Below are 26036 nucleotides of genomic sequence, written 5' to 3'. Positions count from 1 at the left end.
AGGCAAGTGCCTATCAGGAGGGCGGTAAGAAACCCTGATAATATAACTGCCGCATAATTAAAATAATGGCGATGTGCTCTAGACACAGATTGCATAATACGCAGTTGCCCTAATTTGTGCAACTAGTGGCTTTTGGCGGCGAAAATAGCTGGTAAACGGGAAAATTAGCCGCAAATAATTCCCGAAAAGTTCGCGCGCCAAAGATGAAGATGCCCACATTTCTTTCTCCTACATCTAGGAATTACGCGGCGCACATAGGAATTACGCGGCGCGGGCGGATTGGTTTTTCCTGCCAATCCGCCCGCGCCGATTAATAAAGGTTAAGCACTAGCGCTTTTCTACCCGCCTGAGCACCCCACCGATGCCGCAGAGGCTGAGGGCAGCGAGAGCTCCCCAGAGTAGCGAAGCACCCGTCTTGGGCACCGTAGTGGGCGGGGGTGGCGTATTCGGCACCTTATTCACCACCGTGACCTCCCGATGAATAATGCCATCTTTTGCCACCTGGATAGGCCCAGATTCTTTCTCGTATTGCGCAAAAGGCACGGCGATAATTCCCGCATCGCCCCCAATTTCTCGCACGCCATAGTAGTAGCGGTGCATATCCTTATCTTGATAAGGCAATCCGGTAATCTGCTTTACCCAGTTATCTGCTTTCGTCACCGTGAACTTCTGCACCACTTCGGCTTTAGTAAAGTCCGCATCTGTAGCGCGCACTAGTTCAAAATCAACTTGGCTGGGAGTCTTATCTCCGGGCACAGGTGCAGCGGAATCTTTCCATACCCACTGCTTATTTACTGTAATATCTACCGGATTCGGAATTTTATTCACTACCGTGCCCACTAGCCACGTTTCGGGTGGCATCTTACCTTCCGCAATAGGTGGCCGCTTCGGCAACTTCTCCCCGGCCTTCTGCGTATCTTGCCAGGTCTGGAGCGGCAAAGTCTTTACTACCTCACCCTTGTTATCTAGCTCCTGCACGAAGTAATAGTACAAATCGCCGCTATCTGATTTAATAGCTAACTCATCAAAGGTCTTCCGCCAATTTTCTTCTGGATTCTTAGAAGGGCTGAGTGTAAAATCCGCTACTTTTTCCGGATGCGTAAAATCTTTGTCGGTATCGCGCATTAGCCGCATATCCAGTTTCTGGACGGTAATATCGCTCTCCCGCACTGGATACTCGCTAGGCGCGGCAGTTGCTGCACCGCCGGCCGTTTCTCCCGCGGCGTCTGCTTTCGGCTCAACACTGTATACCCAAGATTTCTCTACCGTCGCCTGCGCATAACCCCAATCGCCGAAAATTACTCCGCCATTCGTGCCAATGCCGCCACCACGTGGAGCAGAATTACCTTGGATGAAGAGCTTTGCCTGCTTCAGTGCATTCTCTTTCGCTTTTTCCTTATGCACCACAGATCGGAAACCTTCATCTTTAATGCTCATATACTTTAGCGGCAAGGGGAGCGGGCGCTCTTTCTCTGGCTTCGTTAAAGATGCCGGATCGAAACGTTTACCTTCATTATCTAAGTAATAATCGATGCGGCCGCCGCCGAGCATATAGTCAGAGACCCAAATCGGCGCAGCGCCCGTAGAGCCGAGACTCGTATGGGCGAGGTCGTTGCCGAAATCCTTAGCGGTATTATCGAAGACAGCTCCACCGTTGTGCATACGTAATTCGATAGAGCCGGTGGGGCACGACCAAATTCCGCCTCCTACCCCTTCAATCTGCTGCGCAGTAGCCGTATTCTTCGTCACCACTACATCGTGCAAATGCAGATTATAAGACACGGTAGCGACGTAAATACCGCCTCCTTGGTCATGAGCTTTGTTATTCAGAATTTGCCCGGCATTTATTTCCACTTGATTAGAGACCACATTTACTCCACCGCCAGTACGCCGTGCCTCGTTATTGGAAATAACTCCTTCGTTAAAAATAAAACTTCCCGGAGAAACTTTTGCCCATTCTTCTTTACTCAAGCCCCATTCTTTACCTAAACCAGGAATTTCTCTATAAGTGCGATTGGCTCCCCACATATATAAATCGAGAGTACCGATGCCGCCACCATTTCCCGAAGTGAAATTAGAATCTATGACGCCACCATTCATTTCAATGACGGTATTACCGAAAGCAAAAGCTCCCCCACCAGAGAAGTAAGCATTGTTGTCATGGATTTTGCCGCCGTTAATAGTAATGTAGTTACGCTCAGCAAGAGCGGTTTGCGGATCAGTAGCAGATTTTTTATCGGTGTTAAAGGCATAGCCGAGCAGACCGCCCGTCCAGCCTTTATTACCGAAAATTTCTCCGCCATTAATAGTGGCCGATCCACCGCCATATACGCCAATACCACCTACTTCGCCGAAAGCGCCGTCCAAATATTCAGTCTCACCTTTGCTGACTTCACCCCCGTTCATAATGAACTTGGCACCGCCGGTTACAGCAATATTTGCTGCCCCACCCTGTACAACACCGCGATTGCCTTTCTCGCGTTGATTATCGGTGACTTTTCCACCATTCAAAGTGAAAGTAGCATCTGGCCCGGAAACGGTAATAGCACCCTCTTTTTGGCCCGATCCATTGCGCACGCCGTAATAGGTGCCGCTGTTAATAGTCAAAGTGCCTTCGTTGAAAATTAGTTCTCCACCACCAGGCACCCACTGGCCGCGGCTATCTATATAAAACCTACCTCCGGCTTTATTGTTTCCCAGCGTTAACGACGCACCTTTTTGCACGTGCACCATCGTGCCGGTGAAATCATCTTCCCGCCGCAGGCCACCTTCCGACATTCCCGGATTTATAAACATGCCGTTCACTAATTCAATATCGGCTCCTTGTGGAATCACCAGCGTGGAAGTGAGCATAGTATTGGTGGATCCACTGACCACAATACGCGTAGGAGTAGTGCCAGCCTGCGTGATTGCCGCACGTAACCCCGCTTCCTCACAATCCGTACAATCTACTTCCACCCGGGCAGGAGCCGTAGGGTCCGCAACTGCTAGATTCATTTTAGGTACTAGCAGCTCGAAGCCGGTCAATACGATAGCTAAAATAAGCGCTACCATACCAGCGAAAATTCGCCGATTTTGTTTATGTAGGTGCATTCTCTCAATTCCCCTAAGATTTTCCATTTATTAGATATAATAATATATAGATTTTATCTATTTTATCTACACGAGGCGATCAACTCCAGAAATCCCGAAGAAAACCCGAATATTCGCCTCTTCAGCCAAGCTTCCCCCGGCTAATCACTACCGCATAGGGGGAAAGCCAACCATTTTTTCCTCTCCACTTCCCCAGCATACTTTCTTTTCCGGCGCCAGGTTTCACTTTACTGATTTTCCCAGCCGCCAAGAGCACTTCCCCAGCTGCCGCCGCTACATTTTTTCGGCGCGGAGTGGGGTGGGGAGCAAGATTCACTTCCACGAAATAATCTCCCCGCCGCCAAGCCGCATAGGCACCAGAGCGCACCAGAAGAGAAAAATCAGCCGCCGCGAAATCTTTCCGCAACTGCAATAGCTGCCGATAGAAATTAAATACCGAATCTGGCTTCGCTAACTGCTCGGCTGCGCTGCCAGCTGGTGGAAGATCGCACAGAGAAAGCCAGGCCTCTCCGGTGGTGAATCCGCCGTTCCGCTCCCACGGCATCGGCACCCGCGCGTGATCGCGCGAACCGGCCAAGATTCTCTCCCAAGCCACCGCCGGCGCCATTCCTGCTTCCTGGAGCTCGGCATAGTAGTTTATCGACTCCACATCGCGTAGTTGCTCGATGCCCCGGAAATTCTGATTGACTGCCCCTAGCTCCTGCCCCTGAAAAATAAAGGGAGTGCCCGGCAAGGTGAGGGAAATTGCCGCGATTAATTTTGCCACTTGCGGAGCTTGGGCGGGGTCGGAGGTAATTTTACTTACGATACGCGGATTATCGTGATTTTCGGAAAAAATCGCCAGTTGGTCGCCGGCGTCTAGGCGCGGCAGATAGCGCAGATAAAAATCGAGAAAATAGGCGGGGTCGTAATGGTAATCATCCCAGCGAATTTTCCCCGGCATTTCGAGCACATCGAAATTAAAGTACAAATCCAACTCTTGACGGCTCTGATGGCTGAGCAAGCGCCCCACTTCCACACCTATTCCGGGTGTTTCTCCAATTAGCACTGCCTGTGCCCCGTTTTTCCCCGCTGCCACCGCACGGCGGAATTCGCGCAGATACTCGTGGAGATGCGGGCCGGCGAAATAATGCTCAATACCGGTGAATCCCACTAAATCGCCAACTGCCGGATTACCCGCCGGGAGCTGCGGCGCTTTCGAAATATAGTTAATTACATCGAGGCGAAAACCGTCTACCCCTTTTTCGAGCCAGAATTGGGCGATTTCTCCTGCTTCGCGGCGCACTGCCGGATTATCCCAATTCAGATCCAGCTGCCCGGGTGCAAAAAGATGTAAGACCCATTTCTTTATCTCCGGCATCCAGCGCCACGCCGAACCCGAAAAAAACGAGACCCAATTATTCGGTGGGGTATCGGGGCTGCCGTCTTGGAAAAAATAGTAAGCGGCTTTATCGCCGGCGGGATTCTTTAGTGCCTCTTGGAACCAAGCATGCTCCTGCGAAGTGTGGTTGAGTACCAAATCCAGGATTATTCGCATACCGCGCGCATGCACTTCTCTGATTAATTCCTCCAGATCTTCCTCGCTGCCCATCAAATCCATGACTGCTCGGTAGTCACTGACGTCGTATCCCATATCTTCGTTGGGGGAAGCAAAGATAGGAGAAAGCCAGAGGCAATCGACTCCCAAATTTTCTAGGTAATCTAGTTTTCCGATTATGCCGCGGAGATCTCCAATCCCATCCCCATTCGCATCTGCAAAGCTGCGCGGATAAATCTGGTAGAAGACGGCTTCTTTCCACCAGGCGGGCTCCGATACAGCGGGAGAAAAGTTCGTATCTGCTAGACGCTGCGGATTCATCTCCAGCAGTTTACGGAGCGCTTCGAAAAGCCCCGGCGCTTTTTTCTCCGCTATTTTACGGAGCCACGGCAGTGGGATTCGCTTCGTGAGTGGATTTATTACGAGAGCAGATGGCGCACCTAGCTGCAGAATCAATTTATCGACGATATCGCGCCCCAACGGATGCGCATAGATTTCCCCGAGGTTCGAAAAATTTTGATAACTTGGCGCTTTCGCTTCCTTTACTACTTTCACTTCCTGCGGTTCCTTCACTGCTCCGCGCTCTCTTTCTCCTGCAAGCTCGCCACAATATCTTTATAGGTTTTTTCATCGATCCGGTAGCCACGCCGGAGAATAACGAGGGCGGCGAGTGTGAAGAGCAGCGGCAAGCCCATCATGAAAATTCGGAAAATCCAGATGCCGCTTTCCGTCACATCGGCGGCACTGGTGGCTTTCTCTACTTTCGACCAAATGAGGCAGGCTCCCATAAGGCCAGAAGCGATGGCGTTAGAGAGTTTGTAGATGAAAGGCTGCAAGGAAAAAGTAATTGATTCATTGCGCCGCCCGAGTTTCCATTCTCCATATTCGACGCTGTCTGCAATGTACATCATCAGTAGTACTTGGAGAAGCGCCTCCCCAAAGAAGAGGAAGAGGCCAGCTCCGAGAATCACGGCCATATTTCGCCCCGCGCAGATAAAAATTAAGTATCCCACTATGGAAGATATACATCCGAGCGTGAATACCTGCCGACGCGGCAAGCGCGCAGAAATAAAGGGAAATATCAGCAGGGTGAGAAGTTGCGTCACTCCGAGCACCAGAGCGAAAATCGGATATTTACCGGCATCCCCCACTAGATATTTGAAATAGTGCAATCCGAGGCTGGTGAGCAGAGTGTAGCCCGACATATAGAGCAGAAACGCTAAAGACACCCAGAGCAGTTGATCGTTTTTGAAGATAACGCGCACGAGCTCACGCAGCGGAGTAGATTCCGCCGGAGCGTGCACCTGCTCGCGGGCAAAAATTAAGGTGATGGATTGAAAAGCGATTGCCAGGATAGAGAGCACCACCGCCAGCAACTGCCAAGCGCGCTGATCACTGCCGAGCACTTCTCCTAGCCACTTCGTGATTGGCACTATTCCCACGACGATGGAAAAAAGCCCAATATTGGCGCAGATACGGGTAACTACGCCGATGCGCTCTCGCTCTTTTTTATCGCGGCTGAGGGATGGCATCATGCCGTAGTAGGAAATATCGTTCATCGTATAGGCCACTTCGAAAATCAAATAGACCAGCACGAATATGACTAAAAATTTCCAACCCCGCACTCCCCAATCGGTGAAAAGCAGTATAGTGCCGATTGACCAGGCGAGCGCCCCGGCCGTGATCCACGGCTTAAATTTCCCCCAGCGACTGCGCGTATTATCCACGATATAACCCATAAAAGGATCATTTACGGCGTCGAATATCCGCATCAACACCAGCACCACGGTGACGCCAGCCAGCGTACCGGTAGATAAATCGAGGATATCGGTGAGATAAAATATCAGGTACAGCGATACCATGCCGTACATCATGTCGCGCCCGAGGGTGCCTAATCCAAAACTCAGAGCATTTCTCATATTGCTATCCTAGAGGAGTTTGGCAGGCGAAACAGGCAGTCAGCTATTTTTCTCCGTTTTTGCTCGCAGAGGGATACGCCGGCTCGCTTCTACACTTGCCACCCGCGCTTCGCGCTCCTGCGCCCACGGCACCGCTATTTTTTCCATAGCCTGCGCCACTTCTGCATATTCTCCGCCGCGGGCAGCCATATTTTCTGCCGTAAAAGAGATTTCTTCCGGAAGCAGATTTTGGTGCAACTTCGCTTTCCCAGCTATTTCTGCTACTTCCATCTCCACTCCCACTAAAGCCGGCAGGGCATTGTCGAGGAGCTTCTGATCCGCGGCGCTGAGATCCCAATCTCCTTCAAAGCGTTGCAGCATTTTCTGTAGATGTGCTATTTTCCATTCCCGGTCGGTGTAGGCGAAGAACTTTCCTCGTAAATGCACCTGTATATAGTCTAAAGTGGGTACCCGCGGCAGGCGCGCCCCCGCTGGATTCGGCGGCAAATCAGCTCCGTGTACCTGCCCTTGCACCCCGTTCACCACGATTAAGCCGCTGCCGCTGCATTTCCACTGCGGATTAACTTTCGAGATATGGCTCTGCACAATTATTTTTTCTCCCCGCCGTTCCACCAAAAACGGCAGCAAGGTGGATTCCCAGCGCCCCGCTACTTGCCCGATGAACTGCCCGCGGCCAATTTTCTCCGCTAGCTCCAGGGCCTGCGCTTCCGGTATTTGATACTGCTGCGGTATATACATCTGCACTCACGTCTTACTATTAACTCTAAATTTTACTCTCGCGCACTCTTATGCTTCGGCGTTGTTACACTCCAGCACTGCTGCACCTCGACACTCGCGCCGGCTGCTTTTAGCTTAACGATTCCACTTCCAAAAAAACAGAGTGAATCCGAGCAAAGAATATAGCATTAGTTTTCACCCCCATGCTAAAAATTAGCTATGGCGAAAAATTTTTTGCAGCTCCCCCGCCAGCACGGCGCTTATGCGATACTGCTCATTCCACTCACCGCTGGATTAGTGGAAGCGGCAAATTTTACCTGGGGGCAGGTGGCTTTAACCGGCGCTTGGATTAGCGCCTACCTCAGTTTCTATCAGCTCTCCCTCTACTGGAAGACTCGCTCACCGCGCCGGCAAAACTACCGAGCGCCACTTTTCGCCTATTTACTCGGTACGGTACTCTTTTCCGCTCTGACGCTCTGGGCACGTGGCTGGGGTCTACTCGGATGGGCAGCCATTCTTGCCGCTCCTGGGATAGGTGCGCTGTATTGCCTAAAGACACACGCAGAGCGAAGTGTGCGCAGCGGCGCCTTTACCACTTTTATTTCTTGCACTATGGCTCTAGTGGCCGCCTACCCCACACCGCCGGCGTGGCTAGCAGCTGATTCTGCTGTTTTTACTTGCGAAATCCTCGCCACTTTTGGCTATTTCTTCGGCTCTGTGCTCCACGTAAAAGCCCTTATCCGCGAGCGCGGGCAACGCTCAGCTAGGCAGCGCAGCTTAGTTTGGCATCTTTTTTCGCTCCTAGTAATTTCTGCCCTGTATTACTTTCAGCTACTGAGCTGGATCTGGATACTTTACGCCGGAATATGGCTAGGGCGCACGGCGTTGCTACTTTACGTAGATCGCCGGCGCCCCCGCCGTCTCCCTGCTCGAAAAATCGGAATCACTGAAATGCTTTGCTGCCTCCCCCTTTGGGTGACGCTGCTTTTCTAGTACTTCTCGCGCCGATTCCTTATACGGATTGCTCGCGCGGATTTCTTACACAGATTCCTTAACTACTCATCTGGAATTTATCTCCAACGAATAGACACTCCGGAGCAGAGATTATTTTGTAAATTATGTGCAGTGCTATCTAGCGTCTATGCGCTACCTACTGCCTAAGATTGGATTTACTATCCTTAGATGGTGTTGAGAATAAATCCGATGTGGGTATAGAAATTCATCGCTCCGAAAAGCATGAAAGCAACTCCCGAGATTGCCCAGCAAACCATCGAGGTCTTGATGGCGCGAATTCCACTCGTCTCCGTCTTTCCACTGGCAATTTGGAAAGCAGCTATCGGCGTGAGAAATGCTCCCAGGCCAGCTAAGAAGAAGAGAACCGAGAGGAAAATAGCTTCAAACCACGGATAGGGAGAGAAGAATCCGGAGATTGGCTCCTGTACGGGTGCAGCATAGAGACGGTAGATTAGGCCGGCCATGGTAATCGCAAAGAGTTCTAGGCCTAGGGCGCCGATGAAAATAGATACCGGTTTTGCGCTCTGCGCCACCGCCAGAAGTGGGTTTTCGGCTTCCCCGATTCCTTTGCCCCGCTTCCAGAGGTAGAAGGCCGCCACTAGCAGTAGTACGCCGAAGGGGAGAGTGGTCTCGCCGAAAATTATGTTGTCGTAAGCGAATCCACCTTTAGCGAGTGGCCAGGTGAGAGTCATATGCAAACCAGTGCAGAATTGAATAATTCCCGATACGGCAAAAGCGAGCGCAAAAGAATCCGTATTCAGCGGCTTCTTATTTTTCACGCTCTGCAGCAGCTCATATATAAAGAAAGCGACGAGTATTAATCCCACGCCAGCGGCCAGCGCCATAATCGTATTATAAGTGGGCATATCCTCCCACTTAATCATGCCCGGAGTAGAGATACCGGTCATAAAATCTGAAAACGAATCTTGATGTTCCATGATCTTCCTAAATCCTTTTATTTTTTCGCATAAAAAGCGTCTTAAATATAAGAGGCTGCCTTCATTTTACCGCATATAAGCCGATATTCCTTGCCGAAACGCACTTTTGGTGGGACTAAAGACCTTTACACTTACCCCATTTTCGTAACGCATATTACACTTATTTGAGTTTTGTAAACCTCTGGCGAGATTTTAACGTATTATATGTTTATGATTTTCCAACCTGCTGACAATGAAGTTATCGGGGAACTACCAGCTACTAACCCGTTTATCACCTATCAAACACCTACCTCAGAATTACCTACTCCACCCCAGGAAGTACCAGCCCCAGATGGGTCGATTCCCTTTGGAATCTATAACGGCGCACTTCCCCAGATTGACTATCGCCGTTTTGCTCAAAAATATCAGTGGCCAGCTTGGATGCGTTTCGCCGCGGAAAAGCGCTGGCGCTTTAGTGGAATCTTCGGCAAAGAAGTAATTATCGGTGCCACGGTGGTACGCGCCGGCATCGTCTCCAATATCTTTGGCTATATTTTCGAACGCAGCACCAGCCGGCTCAACGATTTTGCCATCACTCTCCCCGGCGGCCTCGACACCTCTGTGCAGCTCCGCCCCGAACGGGAGCATGTGTCCTATCGTGGCATCCGCGGCGATGTAGATATCCTCACCACAGCGGACGGAAAAATTCATTTGAGTTTACACATCGGGGAAATCACCATCGAAGCTTCCTATGCGCCGCCTGCTGGGCAGCTGGTGCTCGTTTCGCGCGTTCCGAATGCCCGCGCGCAAGGAAAGAAAGAAGGCGTAAATATCACTCGTAAATTAGCTGGCATGGAGGTGAGAGGGAAAGCGCAGGTAGGAAACCGCACCTATTCTTTAGATGAGTGCTTCTCTATCGTCGACGACACCCACGGCTTGCTCGGGCGGGAAACGCGGTGGCGCTGGGCCAGCGCAGCCGGGCGCAGTGCGCACGGCAGCGGCCCCGTATGGGGAATAAACTTAGTGGCTGGCCACAACGACTACGAGTACAGCGAAAACGGCATCTGGAAAGATGGCGAGCTCTTCTACGTAGGGCATACCAGTTTTGATTTCGATAGCGATAACCCGCTGCGCCCTTGGCATATTCATACTGACGATGGCGCGGTAGATTTAACTTTCACCCCCGAAGGAATGCGCGCCGGCGACGTCGGAATTAGCGCTCTCAGTAGCTGCTATCGCGCCCCCTTAGGGAGCTATTCCGGCACACTTCTTGGAGAAGAAGTACAAGGAATTCCGGGAATGGCCGAGAATCACATCGCTCACTGGTAGCAAGTAGGAAACGAGCGAGGAAAGAATCCGTATTTGAGTCTAAAGAAGCGAAAAGTTCACCTTATTTTTTCATAAATATATAAAAAGAAATAGAAACAATCGAAAGAATGGAGCAATATCGTGCCCGCCCATAGTCTAGAAAAAGATGCCGGCGCTAAAGCGCGCCCACATCTGCTACGGCGAATATTTAAATATCTCGGGCTGCTGCTGGCTGCCTTGCTAGCACTCATTATTGGAGTAGCAGCTTATTTTATTACCACTGAATACAAGCCCGCGCATATCGAACCAGTGGCTCTTAATGCACATGCGGAAAAAGAGCTTCCCGCTAGTGGCGAACTAAGTGTGCTCACTTGGAATCTCGGCTATGGAGCGCTCGGAGATAACGCCGATTTCTTTATGGACGGCGGCAAGATGGTGCAAACTGCTTCGAAAGAAAGAGTAGAGCAGAATATCGCGGATATCAGCGCCGAAGTGAAAAAAGTAGCTCCGGATTTAGCTTTCTTCCAAGAGGTAGATGTCGATTCGAAGCGCAGCTACGGTATAGATGAGACGGCGAAATTAGCAGCCGATAATCCGCAAGCTACTTCGAGCTTTGCCCCCAACTTTAAGGTTAAGTATCTGCCTTATCCGAAGCCACCAATTGGCAGAGTACATTCGGGGCTACTCACCCTTTCGAACTACAAGGTGGAAGACGCTACCCGCGTACAGCTTCCGATTCCTTTCAAGTGGCCGGAGCGGATTTTCAATTTGAAGCGCGCGCTGCTCATAAACCGGATTCCTATCGCCGGTAGCGATAAAGAATTAGTGGCGATTAATCTACATTTAGAGGCCTATGACGACGGCGCTGGAAAAGCCGCTCAGACTCGGGAGCTCATGCAGATTTTTGCAGATGAAACTGCCAAAGGTAACTACGTGATTGCCGGCGGAGATTTCAATCAGCTTTTCCCGGAAGGCAACGGTAAATTCCCCGTCAATAAAGATCTCTGGGTACCTGGTAAATTAGAAATTCCATCTGACGCCAAGAATCTACAGGTACTTACCGATTATTCTCGCCCCACCTGCCGTTCGCTCGATAAGCCATATGTAAATTCTGATAAAGAAACTCATCAGTATTACGTGATAGACGGCTTCCTCGTATCGGATAATATAAAGGTCAAGAAAGTGGAGACTTTAGATAAAGGATTCAAATCTACCGACCACAATCCGGTACATCTTGTGATGCAGCTGCTTAAGTAGCATAAAAGCTGAACTATTACTAGCGGGGTGCAGATTTTTAGTCTGCACCCCGCTTTTCTGCCCGCTATACTTAAATAAAGACGAAAGAAAGGAAAAGGAAATATGGCGAAGAAAATTGCCGTACTAGTGGGAAGTTTGCGAGGTGGCTCCTATGCCCGCAAAATTGCTTTGCAGACTCTGGAGATGTTTCCCGCTGATTACGAAGCAGAGATAGTAGAAATTCGCGATTTGCCGCTTTACGATTTCGATTACGATGATCCACAAGTAACGGAAAAGCCGCTGCCGAAGGTATACACCGAATTCCGGGAAAAAATTAAGAGCGTAGATGGAGTACTCTTCGTAACTCCGGAAAATAATCGCTGCATCCCCGCCTGCCTAAAGAATGCAGTAGATATCGGGTCGAAGCCGAATTCTGATGTAGCTTGGAAAGATCTGCCGGCCGGAATTATTAGCCATTCCGTAGGGAAGATGGGCGGCTACAGCGCGCAGAAGAATTTGCGGCTCGCGCTCAGCTATTTCAATATGACGCTCCCGGGGCAACCTGAAGTATTCCTAGGGAAATCTCCGGAATTACTCGATGAGCAAGGTAAATTCAACAACGAAAAGACGCGCGCCTTCGTGCAAGACTATATCGATCGTTTCGTAGCGATTGTAGAGAATAAATAGTTACGTAAAGCGCGGCATTAGCTACAGCAATTAACTGGGGTAGGCAGCGCAAATTCACGCTCGTGGATTTGCACTGCCTACCCCACAGTTTTCTGCTAGCTATTATTTTGTCAGCTATTTTGCCTCTCGCTCGAGGCCTCGTTTATCCTACGTTTGGCCCTTGTTTTGCTCTTCGTTCGGCGCCTCTTTTTACCCCTCGTTTTCCTCTTCGTGCGGCATAGCGCTCGCTGAATCACTCTGAGCGGCCATCTCTTGGGCATTAGCGGTACTGAGCTGTAGCGCTTTCGTAAACTCTGCTTCTATTTCGCTATTCATCCGGTAGGTAAGGCGAGAAACTAGATACGCCACCAGCAAGGCTAGTAAGAATCCCGGCAAAATTTCGTAAAGCCCAAACCACTTATAAGTACCCCAGATTCCGACCGTCAATGCTCCGGTGAGCATTCCACAGAGTGTGCCCTGCCAGGTGAGTTTACGCCAATAGAGCGCCAGCAATACCATGGGGCCGAAAGTCGCCCCGAATCCAGCCCAGGCAAAAGCCACTAGATTCAAAATAGAATCGGTGCGGAACCAAGCGAATACTGCAGCTAGGAGGGCACAGAGCAGCACAGCCGTCCGCCCCCAATTAATACTGGCCGCCGCGCTGCGCTCCCCTTTGGCGTTGAGGATATCTTCTACTACGGCAGAAGAAGTGACGAGCAGTTGCGAAGAAATGGTAGACATGATCGCCGCCAAAATAGCTGCGAGCATGAAGCCAGCAATAAATACCGGAAATAGCCGCTGCCCAGAAACAATAAATATAGATTCACGCTGCTCCGAGCCGACCGATATGAGACCGTAATAGTTCATGGCAATGCCCACTAGCGCAGTGCCGCCGGCACCAAATACCGAAAATATCATCCAACCTAGCCCAATTCGCCGCGCTTGTTTAGCTTCTCCGGGGCTACGCAAAGCCATGAAACGCACAATGATATGCGGCTGCCCGAAGTAGCCGAGACCCCAAGCGAGAGCAGAAATAATACTTATGAAAGTGGCAATACTTAGCGAGCCTCCTACCGGAGAGAGGAATCCCGGATTCACGGCGTTAACGCCGGCGGCCAGTTTCCCGAGCCCCCCTACGGCAAAAATTCCGGCTATGGGCACCGCTACTAAAGCCGCTACCATCATTAAGCCTTGCACCATATCCGTCCACGATACGGCCAAGAATCCTCCCACGAGCGTATAAAGAATTACTACGCCCGCCACGACGGTCATACCGAGGTGATAGTCGAGGCCGAAAGCCGTCTCAAAGAAGGTACCGCCGGCTACCATTCCAGAAGATACGTAGAAGGTGAAGAAAATGAAGATGATTAGCCCGGCGGCAATACGCACCGCATGGGTGGGGTCATGCAGCCGATTACCCAGAAAAGAGGGCACCGTAATAGAATTTTTCGCTATTTCACTATAAGAACGCAGCCGGGGAGCTACGATTTTCCAGTTTAGCCACGAACCAATCGTCAGCCCTACTGCAATCCAGCCTTCGATAATTCCCGAAACGTAGAGCGCACCTGGCAATCCCATAAGCAGCCACCCCGACATATCCGAAGCTGCCGCCGAGAGCGCCGCCACCAATGGGTTCAAACCGCGCCCGCCAATCATATAGTCATCTAAATTCTTGGTGCGAGTGTAGGCCCACAAACCAATGAGCACCATCATTACGAAATAAACGATCATGGCTATTGCTTGCCCGGTTGCTTGCGTCATTTCGAGATCCTTTTCCGTTTTCTTATAAAAATAAAGAGTGGTCCCACCTTTTCGGCGGAGCCACTCTGAAAATTTTTAGCTGCTGATTTTAATCTAAATCGAGCAGGCCTTTCTGCGCCGCCTTTGCTAGGCGACGTGGGATGCGCACCTCGCTGCCACCCATGGCACGGACCGGCTGCAACTCGGTAAGCTTGGCCTTCCACTGGGAACGACGAGAGCGGGTATTGCTGCGTGACATCTTACGTTTTGGAACTGCCATGATTCCGCTCCTTGCTCTTTCTTTATTAAGTAAGCGATATCGCTCTCTAGGCGATTATCTTTCGTACAGAGCATAACTTTAACAGATGGCACCTAGTTTTCTCATAACAGTTTTCACTTTGTGCTGAGAAACACGGAGTTTTCGGTAAAAATAGAAAGGTGGAGATTTATCGTCTGACCCCTGATTTGGAATTGCGCAGCGAAATTACCGTGAAAAAGTCGCGGTTTATAGCCGTAGTGCGCCGCGTAGAAAACGTAACTGCTGCGCGTAATTTCATAGCAGAGATTCGCCAAGAATTCCCAGATGCACGCCACCATTGCAGCGCCTACCGTATTTCCGTGCGCGGCGCGCAAGATATCACTAATTCCTCTGACGACGGCGAACCCTCCGGCACCGCCGGAAAACCAATTTTAGAGGTGATAAATACCCGCCAGCTCACCGATACTGCAATAGTGGTGGTGCGGTATTTTGGCGGCACTCTGCTCGGCACCGGCGGGCTGGTGCGCGCTTATACCGAGGCGCCGGCGCAAACACTCCACGGAGCGCAACTCTGGAAAGAGCAAATTTTCCAGCAGTTGGAAGTTTCACTGCCTCTCGATGCCGCCGGACGTATAGAAGCAGGATTGCGCCGCAGTAAATATGAAATCACTGCTCTCGATTATCAATCAGAAAAAGTGGTGATTACTTTTCTCGCAGATGATTGCAACGAAGCTGCCGCGTACCTAGGAGAGCTGCGCGGCGCAGAAACAGAGGTAAAATTCCAAAAAATGGCTTATAAAGAAGTAGCTGCTGGAGTTATCTCCTAGCTCCCCTTTTCCAGCGCGAATTAGCTCCCCTTGCCCGGCGCTAATTTTTCGCCACAAAATATGTAGGTGTTAGCAAAATTTAGCGCACAATACCGCTAGCAAGATTTGCCACATTTGCGCCGCCGAAAAAGCTATGTAATTATAAAAGTGCCTATAATTTTGTATTAACTATTGAGCAGGAGGAGGAAATAATATGCGTTTAGCAGCTCTCTCTGCCTCCCTTTTCTGCTGTACCTGTCGCAAGGGCGCTGAGCTCTAGTTTTGTGCCTTTGGCATGCTTGGCGCTCGTAAATTGCTAAAAAGTAGCTCCTAACAGCTCAAAGCAGCTCCTAGATAAACTTTTAGATAAAACTGCGAAATAGGAATATAAATCGAAGAATAAAAATTGAGCCGTTTATACAAAACCTCAATTTAAGAAAAGAGAGAACCTATGACCTTATACCACTCCCTCACCGAAATAACTGGAGGTACGCCCCTGCTACAGCTCCACCGGCTGGCGGCAGATAAAGGTGGGCACGTATTTGCAAAATTAGAATTCTACAACCCAGCTAACTCCGTAAAAGACCGCGTAGGTGTGGCTATCGTGGAGGAAGCAGAAAAATCGGGAGCGCTGGCTCCCGGCGGCACTATCGTCGAAGCAACCTCCGGTAATACTGGTATTGCACTCGCCTGGGTGGGCGCAGCGCGCGGCTACAAAGTAATTCTTACTATGCCGGCTTCAATGTCTAAAGAACGGCGTATTTTATTGCGCGGATTCGGAGCAGAATTAGTGCTCACTGAACCGGCAGCGGGAATGCAAGGCGCAGTGGATAAAGCGAAAGAGATTGCTGCTTCGCTGCCCGGCGCTATTCTCGCTTCCCAGTTTGCCAATCCCGCCAATCCTGCCGCTCACGCCCGCACCACCGGTCCAGAAATCTGGAATGATCTATCTGGAAAAGTAGATGTGTTGGTGGCTGGCGTAGGCACCGGAGGTACTCTCAGCGGAAGCGGTAAGTATCTAAAATCCCAGAATCCACAAATACATATTGTGGCGGTAGAACCCGCCGATTCACCTCTTCTTTCCACGGGCCACGCCGGATCTCATAAGATACAAGGGCTGGGCGCTAATTTCGTGCCGGAAGTACTCGATAGAGATATCTATGACGAAGTGCTGCCGGTAGAATTTGACGACGCTTTAGCTACGGCTCGGCAGGCTGCCCACCAAGAGGGGATACTGGCAGGAATCTCGGGCGGAGCTGCACTCTGGGCAGCGCTGAAAATAGCTGAACGCCCCGAATACGTTGGAAAAAGTATCGCCGTAATTATTCCTGATTTCGGTGAACGCTACGTATCGACCGATTTATTCGCGGGATTGGATGATTAAGGATGCAGAAAAAGATAGAGAACCTCCCCTTCTTTGCGCAGCTAAAAGAAGACCTCCAAGCAGCAGTAGATAATGATCCGGCTGCCCGCAATACCCTCGAAGTGGCAATCGCCTATCCGGGAGTGCACGCCGTCTGGGCTTACCGGCTCTGCCATCGGATGTGGAATAAATCGCCACTCCTAAAATTGCCGGCACGCATAATATCGCAGCTGACGCGCGCCATTACCGGAATTGAAATCCATCCAGGCGCACAACTCGGCCGGAGACTTTTTATTGACCATGGCATGGGAGTGGTGATTGGAGAAACTGCCGAAGTAGGAGAAGACGTGACTATTTTCCACGGCACCACCCTCGGCGGTATTTCTATGCGCAAAGGCAAGCGCCACCCCACCGTCGGTAATCGCGTAATGATTGGCGCCGGAGCAAAAGTACTCGGCCCTATTACGATTGGAGACGACGTACAAATCGGAGCTAATGCAGTAGTAGTGAAAGACGTGCCAAGCTGCCAGGTAGCAGTGGGAATTCCAGCACAAAATCGGCCAGCGAAAAATAAGCAGCCACATATCGACCCAGCCTTCAGCAACTGATTTAAGAAATTACTGATTTAAGTAATTAGAGTATGCTGGCGCCCGCGTGTACCTGCGCGCGCCAATACATACTAAATAATTCCTAAATAGCAGGGCAGGAGCTTCCATGCGGAAGCTCCTGCCCTTTGTTTATTTAATTCTTTTAGATACTACTCAGTGCTTTTCTTCGTATTCACTGAGCATATCGATACGCGATTGGTGGCGCGAAGCGGGATCATAAGAGGTGGAAAGGAAAATATCCACCAGCTTAGTAGCTTCCGCTAGATCATGCTGGCGCGCACCCAGCGATATCACATTGGCGTTATTGTGCTCCCGCGCTAATTCTGCAGTAGCTTCGTTCCAAGCTAAAGCGGCACGGATGCCTTTCACTTTATTGGCTGCCATCTGCTCGCCGTTTCCAGATCCTCCGATGACTATCCCCAGAGACCCCGGATCTTTTGCTACTGCTTCGGCGCAGGCAAAGCATACCGGCGGATAAGCATCCAATTTATCGTATTCATGGTAGCCGTGATCTTCTACTTCGTAGCCGGCTTCCTGAAGGTGGGCAACTAAATGACTTTTTAATTCAAAACCTGCATGGTCACTTGCAATATGTACTCTCATACTTTTATTCTAGCTAATTTTTCCCTACCCTGAAGCGGAACCGCCCAGTAAATCAAGGTAGAATAGCCTCTATGACGATTAAAGACAGTGAGAATTACGGAGCTAAAGTAATTTCCGAGTTAGATACTCGTATTCGCCCGCAAGATGATCTTTTTGGATTTGTAAACGGAAAGTGGCTAGAAAGTACTTCTATACCAGCTGATCAAGCGGCAGCCGGTGCCTTTATCGATCTTCGGGAAGAATCCTTGGCGCAAGTACGAGAAATCGTTGAAAGTTTTACAGCCAATCCCCGCCACAGCAGCGAGCAAAAAGTGGCAGATCTATATGCTTCTTTTATGGACGAAGCCCGGATAGAAGAACAGGGCATACGGCCTCTCGAAAAAGATTTAGCACTCATCCGCGCTGCGAAAGATAAAGATAATTTAGGAATCGCCGTCGGCCAGCTCCTAGAGAGCGGAGTATCGGTGCCTTTCAGCTGCACAGTAGACGCCGACCGCAACCAGCCAGATGCTTATATCGTATGGATTAGCCAAGATGGGCTCGGCCTCCCCGATGAATCTTTCTATCGAGATGCCGCCTACGCTCCTATTTTGCAGGCTTATAAAGAATTTCTCCCCCAGCTTTACGCCTTAGGCACCGGGATTAGCGCTGAAGCAGCTGCCGACGCCGCCCAGCGTATTCTCGATTTTGAAACTGCACTCGCCTCCCATCACTACGACGTAGTAAAACTGCGCGATGCCGAACAGACTAATAATGTGTTGAGCTGGGAAGAATTTCAGAGCACCACCCCCGGATTTAATTGGGAAGATACGCTGGAAGTTTGTGGAATCACCGCCCAAAATGCTCCGAAATTACTGGTATATACTCCGGGGGCTCTCCAAGGTTTTGCGCAACTTTGGCAAGATACGCCGCTAGATACGCTGCAGGAATACCTAGTTTGGCAGACCATTTTGGCGCGCGCGCCGTATCTCTCTACTGCTCTAGTGGAGGCACAGTTTAATTTTTATGGAAAGGTGCTGGCGGGTAAAGAAAAAATGCGCCCCCGCTGGAAGCGTGGCATAGATTTAGTGGACGGTATTCTCGGCGAAGCGATTGGAAAAGAATATGTAGCTCGCCATTTCCCTCCCACGGCCAAAACGCAGATGGAGCAACTGGTAGCCGATTTATTGGCCGCCTATCGCACCTCGATTCAAAATTTGGAGTGGATGGGAGAAGATACTCGCCAGAAGGCGCTCCAAAAACTCGATAGTTTCGTGACTAAAATCGGCTATCCAGAAAAGTGGAAAGATTACCAACAGCTACACATTACTTCCGGCGATTTGGTGGAGAATATGCGGCAAGCTAATAAGTTTTTCACCGCCTATGAAGTAGGGAAATTAGGGAAACCGGTAGATAGAGACGAGTGGTTTATGCACCCGCAGACGGTGAATGCTTACTACAACCCGCTCGCTAACGAGATAGTATTTCCAGCCGCTATTTTACAGCCGCCTTTCTTCTCTCCAGATGCTGATCCGGCGTGGAACTACGGAGGTATCGGAGCAGTTATTGGCCATGAAATCGGGCATGGTTTTGACGACCAAGGCTCGAAATATGACGGCAGCGGGCGATTGCATAACTGGTGGAGCGAGCACGACCGAGCGGAATTTGAGAAACGTACCGGCGCACTGGTGAAGCAATATAACTCCTATGTACCAGCTCAATTCCCCGCTGATTCTCCGCATCACGTAAACGGGGAACTCACTCTAGGAGAAAATATCGGCGATTTAGGTGGTTTAGGGATTGCTTTGCGCGCCTACGATATTGCTATGCGGCGAGCCGGATATACGGGAGCTGCGGAAAGCCCGATAGAAGAAGGCTATTCCGGTTTACAGCGCGTTTTCCTTTCCTATGCGCGTGCTTGGCAGGAAAAACGGCGCGATGAGCTGATGGTGCAGCGAATCGCCACTGATCCCCATGCGCCAGCGGAGTTCCGTTGCAACGGAGTAGTGAAGAATATCGATGCTTTTGTGGAGGCTTTCGATGTGCAGGAAGGCGATGAACTCTATCTGCCACCGCAGGAGCGGGTACAGATCTGGTAACGGTAGAAAAGCCCTTAGCTTTTATTTAGCGCTCTCTATTTCTTACTAGGAAAAAATTGGCCCCGTAGTGCGGGAGCGCTTTAGCTCAAAGAATCCTGGAGTTTCTGCCAACGCCAGTGCCCCTTCCCAGAGTTTAATTGCCGCAGCCCCGTGCGGAGCGGGAGAAATTACTGGTCCAAAGAAAGCCACGCCAGCCGTAGCAATTATCGGCACTCCTACGTCTTCCCCTACTAGGGAGAGCGCTTTTTCCGTGCTATCTGCCAGATAATCCGTGAATTCTCCTGCAGCAGCTCTATCCACTATTTCTTCCGGTAGGCCGCACTCTTGGAGCGCGGCGCGAGCAGCGGCGGCGTCTTTCGGAGCTTCTTCCACAAAATGCCGGGTGCCGAGCGCGGTATAGAAATCTGTTAGGCGCGCTGGTGCCAGTTTCTCCACTCCGGCAGCCACTTCTGCTCCAAGCCGAGCTGATTCTAAATGCTCCCGGTAGCTTTGCGGTATATCTTTATCTTTATTGAGGTGGCAAAGCGAAAAGGCGTGCATCGTGAGAGATAGAGGGAGCTCCGTAGCTACTTCGGTAATCCAGCGGGAGGTAATCCACGTCCACGGGCAAGAAGGGTCGAACCAAAAATCTACTTTTTCCTCTGCAGCTAAACTCGCCATTTTCTGCCTTTCTCTCTACTTTATTTATTTTTATTACCGCTATTTGCCAATATTTCTCATATTTGCCAGTATTCTCGGGCAGCTCGCCCGCATTGCTTTTACCGCAGTTACGCTGCGTTCGCTTTGCGCACAAATTATCGAATTCCCGCCGGCAAAAGCTATATCTCAATCCTATACATGCCGCCATACTTTTTCTCGACGCCAAAAAGAAGCTAGAGTAAAAGAGGAAACTAGATGCCACTACGGCATAGTCATCTGTGGAAAGGAAAAATTTTGCCCGGAGAAAATTTGACGCGCTTGGAAGCTGCCCACCGCGCAGAAATAGTACAAACTCATAGCTACCGGGTGGAGTTGGATTTACGTGATTCCACTACTTTCCGCTCCCGCACCACTATTGATTTTTCTGGAAAAGCCGGCGCAGCCACTTTCGTAGACTTAATAGCCCAATCAGTAGAAAAAATTGAACTGAACGGCACCACTATTTCGCCTAGCGCTTTTCAAAATTCGCGAATCGAGCTGGCTGAAATAGCGGCAGAGAACACCTTGATTGTGGAAGCTACCTGCTTATATTCCCACACCGGTGAAGGTCTACACCGCGCCATCGATCCAGCAGATGGCGAAGTCTATCTCTACTCGCAATTCGAAGCTCCCGATTCGCGGCGGATGTTTGCCGTATTCGAGCAACCCAACCTAAAAGCGCGTTTCACTTTTTCCGTGCTCGCTCCCGCGCACTGGCAAGTATTTTCCGTCTCCCCTACTCCGGAGCCCCAACCGGTAGCAGACGGCCTAGCGCGCTGGGAATTTTCTCCCACCGAACCCATCTCTTCCTATCTTACCTGCATAATTGCCGGTCCTTATGCCGGAGTGCAAGGCACCTATACTGCTCCCGACGGCCGCGAAATTCCCCTCGGAGTATATGCACGTAAATCACTGCAAAAGTATTTAGATGGCGCAGAGGTACTGGAAATCACCAAGCAAGGAATGCCATTCTACGAAGAGTATTTTGCCCAGCCGTATCCATTCCGCAAATATGATCAAATTTTTGTACCCGAATACAATATGGGCGCGATGGAGCATCCGGGCTGCGTCACCATACTCGACGATTATGTATTCCAATCTAAGCCGACAGCCGCATTGGTAGAACGGCGGGCAATCACTATTCTGCACGAACTCGCGCATATGTGGTTCGGCGATTTAGTCACCATGGAGTGGTGGGATGATCTCTGGCTGAATGAATCTTTTGCCGAATACATGAGCCATGTGGCGACGGCGCGCGCGACCCGCTGGCAGGAGGCATGGGTCACGTTCCAGGCTTCAGAGAAATCTTGGGCCCGCCGGCAAGATCAGCTTCCTTCTACGCATCCTATTGCTGCCGATATTCGCGATTTAGAAGATGTGCTGGTGAACTTTGATGGCATCACCTACGGGAAAGGTGCCTCCGTATTCCAGCAGCTAGTAGCCTACGTAGGAGAAGAGGCTTTCATTAGCGGAGTGCGGCAGTACTTGGCGAAAAAAGCGTGGGGAAATGCCACTTTGCAAGATTTACTCACGGAGCTAGAGGCAGCTTCTGGCCGCGATTTACAACAGTGGGCTCGGCTCTGGCTGCAAGAGGCGGGCATCAATACTCTCTCCCCGCAAATAACCGAAACAGCCGGAAAAATCGATGAGTTCGCAATTTGCCAGGAGAAAGATAAGCACGCTTCTTTGCGGCCACATCGAATTGCCGTAGGTGGCTATAACTTAGAAGATGGAGAATACCGGCAGGTAGCTTTCACTACTCTAGATATTTCTGGTGCGCGCACCGTAGTGCCGGAGTTCAGTGGAATTTCCCGCCCCGATGTCTTACTGATTAATGACGGCGATTTAGCTTATGCCAAAGTGCGTTTAGATGAAGAATCTTTGACGCACATAAAAGCGCACATTAATGCTTTCCCACCCGAATTACAGCTGACGCGAGCACTTATTCTCTTTAATGTCTGGGATTTATGCCGCGATGGGCTTATGAGTGCCGCCGATTATGCAGATTTTGCTTTGCGCGCCTTGGAGACGGAAACGCACGGCACAGTACTGCGCTACACCTTAAGCCAGCTGGTGACGGCCACTAATCTATATTCTCCGCCGCAACAGCGAGAAGAACTACAGCAAAGAGTGGCGGCAAAATTGCAAGCTATTTTGCAGAGCGCAACTCCCGGCTCGGATCGGCAGTTACAGCTGGCGCGCACCGCCATTATTCTTGCCCACAGCGATGCTGATTTGGATTATTTTGCCGGCTGGTTGCAGAGAGAAAAGGTGCCGGCCGGATTAGAGATAGATGCAGCACTGCGGTGGGAAATATGGCAGCGTTTAGCAGCTGCGCAGCGAATCACCGCAGCTGATATCCAGCAGGAATTGCAAGAGCGCGATAATACCGCAGCTGGAGCGAGCGCAGCGGCAGAAGCGCGCGCTGCTTTAGCTACTCCGGAAGCGAAAGCGCGCGCTTGGGAGGAATTGCTGGCTGGGAAAATTCCTAATGCCCAGCAACGTTCCCTCTGCCTTGGCTTTACTGCCGGAGATGCAAAGCTGCTCGTACCATATGTAGAAAAATATTTTGCGGAAGTGGAACGGCAGTGGGAAGAGCGCACGGTGGAGTTCGCTTCGAATATGATTACCTATACTTTCCCCACTAAGCTGACGGGACGCACCGACTTAGGAGTAGATGTGATTGCCGCCGGGCAAGAATGGCTGGATAAGCACCAAGATTCTGCTCCCGCTTTGCGGCGGCTCGTGGCAGAAGCAGTAGATGGAGCTGAACGCGCCCGCCGCGTGCAGGAATGCTCTAAATAAAATGTGTAAGAATGCTCAAAGTAAGTGCTCAGAGCTAAAGAAGGTGTTCTAAGTAGTATAGGGATACTCTAAAATAGTGCCGGCGTACCCGGCGTAGTAATGGAATACTCCACCCCAGAGCCGCCTTAAAATTTTTCTTCCGGATTGCCGAATTTTTCTGCAATCTTATAGAGGAGAGTTTCGGCTTCCGGGCCGATAATTAACTGCACGCTTTCTTTCTGAATCACTACACTATAGATACCCATTTGCCGTAGGCGTAGCACATCCACCAGCGTCATATCGAATAAGAAAAGAGTAATACGGGAAATGCTGCCGTCAATCCGGCGGATATTGGTAATTCCGCCGCAGGCGGCTATTACCTCTTCCGCTTGCAAATGAGGGCGTTCAGCAGCAACTTCTTCCGTTATCCTCACTGTTCCTTTCTCCGTGCACCGCTGTATTTAAAACCTTCACTAATGAAGTGAGCCGCGGATTAGCAGCTAATTCCTCTACTAAGACTACCTGCTCTGTGCCGTCAGCGAGAGGAAATTGCCAATTTGGATATTCGGTGTCGGTGCCAGGCTGATTTTGAATTCGCCTTTCGCCTACTGCATCAGTCAGCGAAACTCCGAAAAGTACCGCCGGAGTCTTTGCCACATATTGGTGTAGTGCTTCGCAGATTTCCCGTTCGGTAGGATTCTCCCCTAGAAGATTATATTCTTCTAACCGCTCCTGCACCTGCTGGCGTTCTCGCTGCGCAGCTACCCGCGTCTCCGCTTCTGGCTCCACTAATAAATTCAAGCGCGCCCGTAAATCGATGTGTTCTTCTGCCCAGTAGCCAGCAATCGGCGGTAAATCGTGGTTATCCACCGTCACTAGTACTTGCCGCCGATATTCTTCCGGAGCTAGCGGGCGGCCATCAGCGGCTTTTTCAAACCAGAATACGGATGTGCCCAGCACTCCACGCTCGTTCAAGTAGCCGCGCACCCACGGTTCAACTGTGCCAAGATCTTCTCCTATGACCACTGCATTTGCTCGCTGCGCTTCCAGAAGCAAAATACCTACCATAGCTTCGTGGTCGAAACGTACATAAGCTCCCGCACTCGGTAATTCACCTTGCGGAATCCACCATAGACGGAAGAGCCCCATCACGTGGTCGATTCGGAGCGCGCCGGCATGGCGGAAAATAGTGCGGAGAGTATCTCGCAAAGGCTTATACGCTTGGGCTGCGAGCGCATCGGGATTCCACGGGCGCTGCGACCAATTTTGCCCGTGCTGATTATACATATCCGGCGGAGCCCCCACGGTGAAACCTTCCGCATAGACTTCGGGGTTACTCCACACATCCGCTCCATATGGATGAGCTCCTACTGCTAAATCGTGGCAAATTCCATATTTCATTCCCGCCGATTTAGCTACTTTTTGTGCAGTTTCTAGCTGCTCATCCAATATCCACTGGAGCCAAGCCCAGAATTCGATTCGCCCACTGAGGCTAATGCGCTCCCTCGCTACGAATGGTGAAGAAATATCTTGCAGTTCAGCCGGTATCTCTCCCGCATACTTTTCATAGATTGCACACCAGAGCGCAAAATCTTCTAGACCTTGCCCGGCGCGCGCCCGGAATCTTTCGAAAGAACGCTGCCGCGCCTGTGACCGCCCTGCCTGATAGATCACGTGTAAAGCCTCTAGCTTCGCGCTCCAAGCACTATCTCGATCTATTAAATCGTTGCGCAGTGAATCTTTTTTAACTTTTTCACCTGCCCAGGTGACTAGCGAGCGTTGCGGTGCACTCAGATAAGCCACCTCTGCGATATCTTCTGGGCGAATATAAAGTGGATTAAAGAAACGCCGGGTGACGGGGAGATAAGGAGAAGGGGAAAGATGCCCGATTGGTTCTCCAGCGTGCAGGGGGTTAATTAGTAAGAAATCCGCCTGTAAATCTCCAAACAGAGATGCGGTTTCCGCGAGGTCATTTAAATCTCCTACTCCCCAGGATTCTCGCGAGCGCACTGAATAGAGCTGCATCATCATTCCCCATGCCGTGGGCGTCTGCTCATTTATTAGATTCAGTGACTGCGGGACGACGATTAAAGGCGCTTGATGGCTTTCCCAGCCGTTATCGGTACTAACTTTGGCCACTAACGTGTGATAACCGAGAGGTAAATCGCCCGGAATCGCAAAACTGGCCTGCCCGGTGAGTACTCCTTTTATGGTGTGCGGCGGGGTAAAATCATCCTGCTGCACCAATGTGCGCGCACCGCCCTGCTCCAATTCTACGCATATCTCTATCTGCGCTCCGTGGGGCACGTGCACAGCGAGGGTATTGTAGCTACCGCATCGAACTACCGTGCACGAGGGTAGTACGGTTTCCCAAGATTTATATTGCCGCTTTTGGATCTCTGCATCGATAGTTTCATCGCAGAGACCTTCCACTCCCATTGATTCAAGAATCTGGATAAGCGTCTGGTCAGATACGCTTCTATGCTGCCCGTCGTATCCCCAAAAATCAGCGGTAATGCCATAGGAATTGGCCAGATTTTCCAGTTTACTCCGGTCGGAAATGGCACCCATGATTTTCTCCCTTGCCTTATCGATATCCTCTACCTAGATAGTTTCCGGACGCCAGTATCAGAAAACTGCAGATAGATAGGAATACAGCCTTTATGAAAAATTTTTCAGTAACTTTTATTAGTTTACTGCGAAAATCTTA

The 26036-nt window shown here is 50.5% G+C and carries 20 protein-coding genes; 9 read left to right on the top strand and 11 right to left on the bottom strand.

The genetic code is table 11. From position 1 onward, the window contains the following. Positions 1–327: 327 nt before the first annotated feature. From BQ7117_RS02950 to BQ7117_RS02935, 4 genes are all read right to left on the bottom strand, one after another. Positions 328–3093 carry a Cna B-type domain-containing protein gene (locus BQ7117_RS02950; protein WP_073996119.1) on the bottom strand — a complete coding sequence of 922 codons (2766 nt, stop codon included), beginning with the start codon at positions 3091–3093 and terminating at the stop codon, positions 328–330. Between the two features lie 121 nt (positions 3094–3214). Further along, complete coding sequence (locus BQ7117_RS02945) at positions 3215–5185, bottom strand: alpha-glucosidase (protein ID WP_143273957.1); 1971 nt, start codon at positions 5183–5185, stop codon at positions 3215–3217. Between the two features lie 14 nt (positions 5186–5199). Continuing rightward, the gene (locus tag BQ7117_RS02940) at positions 5200–6549 is read right to left on the bottom strand and encodes a glycoside-pentoside-hexuronide (GPH):cation symporter (RefSeq protein ID WP_073996117.1); all 1350 of its coding nucleotides are present in this window, start codon (positions 6547–6549) and stop codon (positions 5200–5202) included. Between the two features lie 39 nt (positions 6550–6588). Further along, on the bottom strand, positions 6589–7287 hold the full coding sequence (locus BQ7117_RS02935; protein ID WP_073996116.1) for an FMN-binding negative transcriptional regulator: 699 nt from the start codon (positions 7285–7287) through the stop codon (positions 6589–6591). A 198-nt stretch (positions 7288–7485) separates the two neighbouring features. Here BQ7117_RS02935 and BQ7117_RS02930 point away from each other — a divergent pair, with 198 nt between their 5' ends. After that, on the top strand, positions 7486–8259 hold the full coding sequence (locus BQ7117_RS02930; RefSeq protein ID WP_073996115.1) for a YwiC-like family protein: 774 nt from the start codon (positions 7486–7488) through the stop codon (positions 8257–8259). Between the two features lie 185 nt (positions 8260–8444). On the opposite strand, the gene BQ7117_RS02925 is transcribed toward BQ7117_RS02930, so the two are convergent. Next, positions 8445–9218 (bottom strand): DUF981 family protein, encoded by a 774-nt coding sequence (locus BQ7117_RS02925; RefSeq protein WP_084789840.1) that lies wholly within the window; start codon positions 9216–9218, stop codon positions 8445–8447. Positions 9219–9428: 210 nt separating this feature from the next. Here BQ7117_RS02925 and BQ7117_RS02920 point away from each other — a divergent pair, with 210 nt between their 5' ends. From BQ7117_RS02920 to BQ7117_RS02910, 3 genes are all read left to right on the top strand, one after another. Next, on the top strand, positions 9429–10526 hold the full coding sequence (locus BQ7117_RS02920; protein WP_237563042.1) for a DUF2804 domain-containing protein: 1098 nt from the start codon (positions 9429–9431) through the stop codon (positions 10524–10526). Positions 10527–10646: 120 nt separating this feature from the next. Further along, on the top strand, positions 10647–11762 hold the full coding sequence (locus BQ7117_RS02915; protein ID WP_073996113.1) for an endonuclease/exonuclease/phosphatase family protein: 1116 nt from the start codon (positions 10647–10649) through the stop codon (positions 11760–11762). A gap of 102 nt (positions 11763–11864) precedes the next feature. Further along, positions 11865–12428 carry an NADPH-dependent FMN reductase gene (locus BQ7117_RS02910; protein ID WP_073996112.1) on the top strand — a complete coding sequence of 188 codons (564 nt, stop codon included), beginning with the start codon at positions 11865–11867 and terminating at the stop codon, positions 12426–12428. A gap of 189 nt (positions 12429–12617) precedes the next feature. Here the strand turns inward: BQ7117_RS02910 and putP are convergent, their stop codons facing one another. Continuing rightward, the gene (gene putP, locus BQ7117_RS02905) at positions 12618–14168 is read right to left on the bottom strand and encodes a sodium/proline symporter PutP (protein ID WP_073996111.1); all 1551 of its coding nucleotides are present in this window, start codon (positions 14166–14168) and stop codon (positions 12618–12620) included. Between the two features lie 88 nt (positions 14169–14256). Next, on the bottom strand, positions 14257–14427 hold the full coding sequence (rpmF, locus tag BQ7117_RS02900) for a 50S ribosomal protein L32 (RefSeq protein ID WP_073996110.1): 171 nt from the start codon (positions 14425–14427) through the stop codon (positions 14257–14259). Between the two features lie 158 nt (positions 14428–14585). Here rpmF and BQ7117_RS02895 point away from each other — a divergent pair, with 158 nt between their 5' ends. The 3 genes from BQ7117_RS02895 (at position 14586) to epsC (ending at position 17183) form a co-directional block, all read left to right on the top strand. Next, entirely contained in the window at positions 14586–15233 is a 648-nt protein-coding gene (locus tag BQ7117_RS02895) for a YigZ family protein (RefSeq protein ID WP_073996109.1), read from the top strand. 430 nt (positions 15234–15663) lie between these two features. Further along, positions 15664–16596, top strand: coding sequence for a cysteine synthase A (gene cysK, locus BQ7117_RS02890; protein WP_073996108.1), 933 nt, complete (start codon positions 15664–15666; stop codon positions 16594–16596). Positions 16597–16598: 2 nt separating this feature from the next. Beyond that, positions 16599–17183 carry a serine O-acetyltransferase EpsC gene (gene epsC / locus BQ7117_RS02885; protein WP_073996107.1) on the top strand — a complete coding sequence of 195 codons (585 nt, stop codon included), beginning with the start codon at positions 16599–16601 and terminating at the stop codon, positions 17181–17183. A gap of 153 nt (positions 17184–17336) precedes the next feature. Here the strand turns inward: epsC and BQ7117_RS02880 are convergent, their stop codons facing one another. Further along, positions 17337–17786: a ribose-5-phosphate isomerase gene (locus BQ7117_RS02880; RefSeq protein ID WP_073996106.1), complete on the bottom strand. Its 450-nt coding sequence runs from the start codon at positions 17784–17786 to the stop codon at positions 17337–17339. 71 nt (positions 17787–17857) lie between these two features. Here BQ7117_RS02880 and BQ7117_RS02875 point away from each other — a divergent pair, with 71 nt between their 5' ends. After that, a complete protein-coding gene (locus BQ7117_RS02875; protein ID WP_073996105.1) occupies positions 17858–19864 on the top strand; it encodes a M13 family metallopeptidase in 2007 nt (668 codons plus the stop codon). Between the two features lie 45 nt (positions 19865–19909). Here the strand turns inward: BQ7117_RS02875 and BQ7117_RS02870 are convergent, their stop codons facing one another. Continuing rightward, the gene (locus tag BQ7117_RS02870; RefSeq protein ID WP_073996104.1) at positions 19910–20524 is read right to left on the bottom strand and encodes a mycothiol-dependent nitroreductase Rv2466c family protein; all 615 of its coding nucleotides are present in this window, start codon (positions 20522–20524) and stop codon (positions 19910–19912) included. 234 nt (positions 20525–20758) lie between these two features. Between BQ7117_RS02870 and pepN the strand changes: the two genes are divergently transcribed. After that, positions 20759–23347: an aminopeptidase N gene (gene pepN / locus BQ7117_RS02865; RefSeq protein WP_237563041.1), complete on the top strand. Its 2589-nt coding sequence runs from the start codon at positions 20759–20761 to the stop codon at positions 23345–23347. A 125-nt stretch (positions 23348–23472) separates the two neighbouring features. Here pepN and BQ7117_RS02860 read toward each other — a convergent pair whose 3' ends face one another. Together BQ7117_RS02860 and malQ are read right to left on the bottom strand one after the other, a co-directional pair. Beyond that, the gene (locus tag BQ7117_RS02860; protein ID WP_084789836.1) at positions 23473–23760 is read right to left on the bottom strand and encodes a PTS sugar transporter subunit IIB; all 288 of its coding nucleotides are present in this window, start codon (positions 23758–23760) and stop codon (positions 23473–23475) included. After that, entirely contained in the window at positions 23732–25897 is a 2166-nt protein-coding gene (gene malQ / locus BQ7117_RS02855; protein WP_073996103.1) for a 4-alpha-glucanotransferase, read from the bottom strand. The genes BQ7117_RS02860 and malQ overlap by 29 nt, the downstream gene beginning before the upstream one ends. Positions 25898–26036 lie beyond the last annotated feature (139 nt).

The organism is Arcanobacterium urinimassiliense (assembly GCF_900119495.1).
GTDB lineage: Bacteria > Actinomycetota > Actinomycetes > Actinomycetales > Actinomycetaceae > Arcanobacterium_A > Arcanobacterium_A urinimassiliense.
The sequence above is the reverse complement of the archived record's forward strand: the minus strand, read 5'-3'. Positions and strand labels throughout refer to the sequence as shown.